Source organism: Campylobacter sp. TTU-622 (genome assembly GCF_016598965.1).
Classification (GTDB): domain Bacteria; phylum Campylobacterota; class Campylobacteria; order Campylobacterales; family Campylobacteraceae; genus Campylobacter_D.
This window is the reverse complement of the sequence record NZ_JAENKR010000070.1, coordinates 1-6,871: the sequence shown is the minus strand read 5'-3', so window position 1 is coordinate 6,871 and position 6,871 is coordinate 1. Positions and strand designations below refer to the sequence as shown.

At 28.8% G+C, this 6,871-nt stretch carries 8 protein-coding genes; all 8 read left to right on the top strand.

Features of this window, described 5'->3' with window-relative positions:
* On the top strand, positions 1-1,097 hold a 1,097-nt coding region (locus JG677_RS06430; protein ID WP_200285777.1), incomplete at its 5' end, for a M23 family metallopeptidase.
* A gap of 2 nt (positions 1,098-1,099) precedes the next feature.
* Complete coding sequence (lpxC, locus tag JG677_RS06425; RefSeq protein WP_200285775.1) at positions 1,100-1,984, top strand: UDP-3-O-acyl-N-acetylglucosamine deacetylase; 885 nt, start codon at positions 1,100-1,102, stop codon at positions 1,982-1,984.
* A gap of 41 nt (positions 1,985-2,025) precedes the next feature.
* Positions 2,026-2,427 carry a tRNA threonylcarbamoyladenosine biosynthesis protein TsaB gene (locus tag JG677_RS06420; RefSeq protein ID WP_200169302.1) on the top strand — a complete coding sequence of 134 codons (402 nt, stop codon included), beginning with the start codon at positions 2,026-2,028 and terminating at the stop codon, positions 2,425-2,427.
* 8 nt (positions 2,428-2,435) lie between these two features.
* The gene (gene thrB, locus JG677_RS06415) at positions 2,436-3,314 is read left to right on the top strand and encodes a homoserine kinase (RefSeq protein WP_200217676.1); all 879 of its coding nucleotides are present in this window, start codon (positions 2,436-2,438) and stop codon (positions 3,312-3,314) included.
* Between the two features lie 24 nt (positions 3,315-3,338).
* Positions 3,339-3,596 carry a DUF448 domain-containing protein gene (locus tag JG677_RS06410; RefSeq protein ID WP_234284650.1) on the top strand — a complete coding sequence of 86 codons (258 nt, stop codon included), beginning with the start codon at positions 3,339-3,341 and terminating at the stop codon, positions 3,594-3,596.
* The gene (gene infB, locus JG677_RS06405) at positions 3,583-6,141 is read left to right on the top strand and encodes a translation initiation factor IF-2 (RefSeq protein ID WP_200285773.1); all 2,559 of its coding nucleotides are present in this window, start codon (positions 3,583-3,585) and stop codon (positions 6,139-6,141) included. Before JG677_RS06410 ends, infB begins: the two co-directional genes overlap by 14 nt.
* Positions 6,138-6,500, top strand: coding sequence for a 30S ribosome-binding factor RbfA (gene rbfA / locus JG677_RS06400; protein ID WP_200285771.1), 363 nt, complete (start codon positions 6,138-6,140; stop codon positions 6,498-6,500). The genes infB and rbfA overlap by 4 nt, the downstream gene beginning before the upstream one ends.
* On the top strand, positions 6,490-6,871 hold a 382-nt coding region (gene rimP, locus JG677_RS06395; protein ID WP_200285769.1), incomplete at its 3' end, for a ribosome maturation factor RimP. The genes rbfA and rimP, both read left to right, overlap by 11 nt.

The following is a 6,871-nucleotide window of genomic DNA, read 5'->3' as shown; positions in this document are numbered from 1 at the left end:
AATTTAATCTTCCTAAGCTTGCTTATAAAGAAAAAATTAAGTCTTATATTATGGAAATTGAAGCATATGATGCAAGTTTTTGGAATTTTTTTACTGGAAATTATATTCAAAAATCTGTTTTTATAGATATAGATGATATAAATCCTGAAGTAAAAGTTTTAAGTAACTCCTATCAAATTGAGCAAGGTGGAGTTGCTAGTGTTGTTTTTAAAGCAGAGGATAAAAATTTAGATCAAGTGTATATTCAAACAGATAAAGGGAAAATTTTCAAGGCTATACCTTATATTAAAGAAGGTTATTATGCTTCTTTAATTGCTTGGAATGCAAAAGATGATTATTTTAGAGCTTATATTATAGCCACTGATAAGGCAGGAAATTCTACAAAAGAAAGAATAAGATATTATTTTGTAAATAGAAAATACCGCGTTTCTAATATCAATTTAAGTGATAAATTCTTAGATACTAAAATAAATTTTTTAGCTTCAGCAAATATGAGTAAAGATGATGCTTCTAAGTTAAGTAGAACGCAAAAATTTAAATTTGTAAATGAAACTTTAAGATTTGCCAATGAGGACTTAATTTATAAAATTACCTCAGAAGTTCCAGAAGAGAGTGTAAAAGATTTTAATTTAAATCTTTTTTTACCACTTAGAAATGCTATGAAAGTAGCTGATTTTGCTGATCATAGATCTTATTTTTATAATGGTGAGTTTATAAGTAGCGGATATCATATGGGATTAGATTTAGCAAGTACAGCTTTTGCTCCAATTATTAGCAGTAATCCAGGTAAGGTTGTTTTTGCTGAAGATAATGGAATTTATGGTTTAAATATAATTATTTATCATGGTTTTGGAGTTTATAGTCTTTATGGACATTGCTCTTCTAAAAATGTTGATGTGAATGAAAATGTAAATAAACAAGATATTATAGCAAAAACTGGAACTAGTGGTTTGGCATTGGGTGATCATTTACATTTTGAAGTATTGGTCCAAGGTGTGCAAACAAGACCAGAGCAATGGCAAGATAAAATATGGCTTAAAAATAATATTTATAAAGTTTTAGAAGATGGAAAAAAAATAATTTTAAGCGAGAAATAAGTATGAAACAATTAACTATAGCAAAATCTGTAAAAGGTGTAGGAATAGGACTTCATAAAGGAGAGCCAATAGAAATTATTTTAGAACCATTAGAGGCTAATAGTGGTATAGTTTTTTTTAGAAAAGATCTAAATATTTCTTATAAGGCTGAACCAGCAAATGTGATCAATACTCAAATGGCAACAGTTATTGGAGATCATAGAGGATATATTTCTACAATCGAACATTTAATGAGTGCAATTAATGCTTATGGAATCGATAATATACGTATAGTTTTAAATGCTAATGAGGCTCCTGTAATGGATGGAAGTAGTATTAGTTTTTGTATTATGCTTGATGAAGCAGGTATTAAAGAACTTGATGCTCCTAAAAAAGTAATGGTAATTAAAAAAGCTATTGAGGTAAGAGATGGTCATAAATTTGTAAAACTTATACCAACAAAAGAACCAAAGATTAATTATACAATTAAATTTGATAATGCTGTAATTGGAGAGCAAAATTATTGTTTTGAATTTAGTAAAAAAAATTATATAGAAAATATTGCAAGAGCCAGGACTTTTGGATTTTTAAAAGATGTTGAAAAATTAAGAGCTATGAATTTAGCACTTGGAGGTAGTTTGGAAAATACTATCGTTGTTGATGATAATCGCATCTTAAATCCTGAGGGTTTAAGATTTAAAGATGAATTTGTGCGTCATAAAATTTTAGATGCTATTGGAGATTTAACTTTACTTGGATACAGGGTTTTTGGAGATTACATTTCTTATGCAGGAAGTCATCACTTAAATCATTTGCTTACAAAAGAACTTTTAAAAGATGAGCAAGCTTATGAAATCATTACTCTTGAAAAAGATTATGAAAAAGATTATGAAAAGGTTTTTGCATAGAAAATTTAACCCTTTTATTAAATGCTTTATCAAGCCCTTTAATGCTTGGTATTTATAAAGAAAATATTTTAATTAAAAAATATACAAGCGATGAAAAAGCTAGTGAATTTTTACCAAAAATTTTAAATTCTTTATTAAAAGAGTTTAAAATTTCAAGGTTGATCTATGCTAATGGACCTGGATCTTATATGGGTATTAAAATTTCTTATATGAGTTTAAAGACTTTAAGCATAGTTAAAAATATTCCTTTGTATAGTATAAGTGCTTTTGAACTCAATGATTTTAAACCCATCAAAGCGAATAAAGATTTTTGTTTCGTTTTTAAAGAGGGTGAAATTATTTTAGAAAAAAATATTCCAGGTGACTTTTTTTTGCCTTTAAATTTAGATAAAATTAACATAAATAACAATAATTTGCCTTTTTATTTTTTAGATGTAATTTAGGATGTATTGTGAAAATTTTAGTTCCTGCTACAAGTGCGAATTTAGGACCAGGATTTGATTGTTTAGGGCTTAGTTTAAAACTTTTTAATGAGGTAGAAATTAAAAAAGCTTCCTTAACTAGCATAAGCATTAATGGAGAAGGAAGTGATAATATTTATCTTAAAAAAAATAATCTTTTTCTTTCTGTTTTTAATGAAATTTATAAAAAATTAAATGGAAAAAGAGATAATTTTCAATTTATATTTCGTAATAATATACCATTATCTAGAGGTTTAGGAAGTTCATCTGCTGCAATTGTTAGTGCTATAAGTGCAGCATATTTAATATCTGATTTAAAATTAAATAAACAAAAAATTCTTAATGAAGCGTTAAAATATGAAAATCATCCAGATAATATAGCTCCAGCTGTTTTTGGTGGTTTTGTTTGTTCTTTAGTAAAAGATAAAAAAGTATTAAGTATTAAAAAAGAAATTGATACTAGTTTAAAAGCTGTTGTAGTAATCCCAAATACTACAATGAGCACAGAAAAAAATCGTCAAATTTTACCTAAATCTTTAAGTTTTAATGATAGCGTTTTTAATTTAAGTCATTCATCTTTTTTAACGGCTTGTTTTTTAGAGAAAAAATATGATTTATTAAAATTTGCAAGTGAAGATAGATTACATCAATTAAATAGAATGAAAAATTTGCCAGAACTTTTTGAAGTGCAAAAATGTGCTTTAAAAAATAGAGCTTTAATGAGCACTCTTTCAGGTTCTGGATCTAGTTTTTTTTCTTTAGTTTATGAAGAAGATGCGCAGTTTTTATTTCAAAAGATGGAAGAAACTTTTCCTCATTTTAAAATAAAACTTTTAGAATTCGATAATAATGGGCTTGAAATTTGCTAAAAAATATAAAAAAAAGATATAATTTTGAGAAATCATACACCTATTAGAATGTGCATTGTTTGCAAAGAGCGTTTCAAACAAGAATCATTATTTAGATTTAAAGTTATTTCAGGAAAAATTGAACTTCATTTTAAATGTGGACGCAGTTTTTATCTGTGTTCTAAGTGTATTTTAAAAGAAGATAAAATTTTGCAGAAAGCATTTTCTAAAATGTGTAAAAATTTAACTATGAAAATTACTCAGCAGGATTTAAAGGAGATATTTTTAGATGGCAAAAGTTAGAATTTATGAAATTGCAAATGAAGCAGGATATTCAAGTAAAGAGATTATAGAAAAAGCTAATGAGTTAGGACTTGATATAAAATCAGCATCAAATGCTGTAGATCCAGAAGTTGCAGCTGCAATTTATGAATACATACAAACTAAAATTATTCCAGAAGCTTTTAAAAAAACCCAAGCCCCTGCTAAAAAAGAAAAAAAAGAAGTTAAAAAAATAAAAAAAGATCTTAAACAAGAAGAAATTAAACAAGAAGTTAAAGCAAAAACACAAATTAAACAAGAAGAGCAAATTCAAGCTAAAGAAGAAAAAAAAGAAGAAAAAGAAAGTTTAGCTAGTGCAACCTTGGCAAAACGCAGAGGACTTGTGATCGTTAAAAAGAAAAATAATGAAATCAATAACGAAGAGAAAAAAGAGGAAGTAAAATCTAATGCAACCCAAGAACGTATTAGTTTATCAATGATTTTTTCCAACAATGAAGAAAATGCAAAACCAGTTAAGAAAAAAGATAAAAAGCCTTTTGTCGCAACAAAAAAAGAAAATGCACAAAAAATGGATTTTTTAAGTGATCACGAATTTGCAGATATTTCTTTAGAAGATGAAGATGAGGTAGTTTTGCCTGATTTTAGTGTTAAAGAAGAGGAAAAACCTCAAAACACTATAAAAAAACCACCTAATTTTTTACGTCAAGCAGTTGGAAATTCTGCTGGTTTTGGTATGGAAGGAGGTATTCAAAGAAGAAGTCGCAAAAAACCTCCTAAAAAAGTTGAAAAAAAAGAAAATACAGCTATTACTAGTATAGAAATTCCAAAAGAAATTAGAGTATATGAATTTGCTGATAAAATAGGAAAAAGCACAGGAGAAATTATTTCAAAGCTTTTTATGCTTGGAATGATGACAACAAAAAATGATTTTTTAGATGAAGATGCAATTGAAATTTTAGGCTCAGAATTTGGCATAGAGATTAATATCATCAATGAAGCAGATGAATTTGACTATGTAAAAGATTATGAAAGTGAAATTGATGAAAAAGATTTAGTTGCTAGAGCCCCTGTAATTACTATTATGGGACACGTTGATCATGGTAAGACTTCTTTGTTAGATTATATTAGAAAATCACGTATTGCAAGTGGTGAAGCAGGTGGGATTACTCAGCACGTTGGTGCTTATATGGTTGAAAAGAATGGGCGTAAAATTACTTTTATCGATACTCCAGGTCACGAAGCTTTTACAGCAATGCGTGCAAGAGGAGCTAGTATAACTGATATTATTATTATTGTTGTAGCTGCTGATGATGGAGTAAAACCTCAAACTAAAGAAGCTATAAATCACGCAAAAGCTGCTAATGTGCCTATTATTATAGCGATTAACAAAATGGACAAAGAAGGTGCAAATCCTGATATGGTAAAAACACAACTTGCTGAACTTGATATTATGCCAATTGATTGGGGTGGAAATTATGAATTTGTAGGAGTTTCTGCTAAAACGGGAATGGGTATTGAAGATTTACTTGAAATAGTGCTTTTACAAGCTGATATTTTAGAGCTTAAATCAAACCCAAAAGCTTATGCAAAAGCAAGTATTATAGAAAGTTCTATTCAAAAAGGTCGTGGTGCAGTAGCTACTATTATTGTTCAAAATGGAACTTTAAAAGTTGGGGATACTATTGTAGCAGGAGAATCTTATGGAAAAGTGCGTGCCATAAGCGATGATCAAGGTAAAACTTTAAAAGAAATTAAGCCAGGTGAATGTGGTGTTATTATAGGGCTTAGTGAAGTTACAGATGCTGGAGAAATTTTAATTGCTGTAAAAACAGATAAAGAAGCAAGAGAATATGCTAATAAACGTCACGAATACAATCGTCAAAAAGAATTAAGCAAATCAACTAAAGTTAGCATTGATGAGCTTGGAGCTAAGATTAAAGAAGGCAATATCAAAGCTTTACCAGTTATCTTAAAAGCAGATGTGCAAGGAACACTTGAAGCTTTAAAATCATCTTTAGAAAAATTAAGAAATGATGAAATTAAAGTTAATATTATTCATAGTGGAGTAGGAGGTATCACTCAAAGTGATATAGAGCTTGCAAGTGCAAGTGAGAATTCTATAGTATTAGGCTTTAATATACGACCAACAGGCGAAGTTAAAGAGCGTGCTAAAGATAAAGGCGTGGAGATTAAAACTTATAATGTAATTTACAATCTTTTAGACGATGTAAAAGCCTTGCTTGGTGGTATGATGAGTCCTATTATTTCAGAAGAGCAACTTGGACAAGCAGAAATCAGACAAGTGATCAATGTGCCAAAAATTGGACAAATTGCAGGTTGTATGGTAACTGAAGGGGTAATTAATCGTGGGGCTAAAATTCGCCTTATTCGTGATGGAGTTGTAGTGTTTGAAGGCAATGTAAGTTCTTTAAAACGCTTTAAGGATGATGCTAAAGAAGTGGCTAAAGGCTATGAGTGTGGTGTTGGGATACAAGGATGTGATGATATGCGTGTAGGTGATTATATAGAAAGTTATAAAGAAGTTGAGGAACAAGTTAGTTTATGAATGTAGCTGAAATTAAGAAGCTTCGCACAGAAAGTATTTTAAAAGAGCTTATCCCAGAAGCTTTAGCAAATTTAGATGATGTAAATTTAAAAAATCTTTGTGTGGTAGATGTAGAGTGTAAAAAAGGCAGATATGATGCTTTTGTATATCTTGATAAGATGTTTTTTAATACTCACGAACAAGAAAAGATTTTAAATTCTTTAAAAAAGGCTAGCAAGGCTTTGCAAAATTATTGTATGAGTGAGCAGGGTTGGTATAGATGTCCAAATTTTCATTTTAAATTTGATGATAGATTAGAATATCAAAACCATATAGATGCTTTATTTGAAAAAATAAAAAAGGAAAAAAATGAATCTTGAAGCTTTATGTAAAGAAGCTGGACTTGATTTTTATGATGATGAGTTAGTTAGTGAAAATGGTAAGAAAATTTATCGTGTTTATGTGATGAAAGAAGGCGGAGTAAATTTAGATGATTGTGCAAGGTTAAGTGAAATTTTATCCCCACTTTTTGATGTTGAACCGCCTGTGAATGGAGAGTATTTTTTAGAAGTATCCTCACCAGGGCTTGAAAGAAAGCTTACTAAATTAGATCATTTTAAAAAAAGCATTAATGAACTTGTAAAAATTACTACTAACGAAAAAGAAAAACTAGAAGCAAAAATTATCTCTATCGAAAATGAAAATATAATTCTAGAAAATTTAGAAAATAAAGAAAAAATTACCATAAATT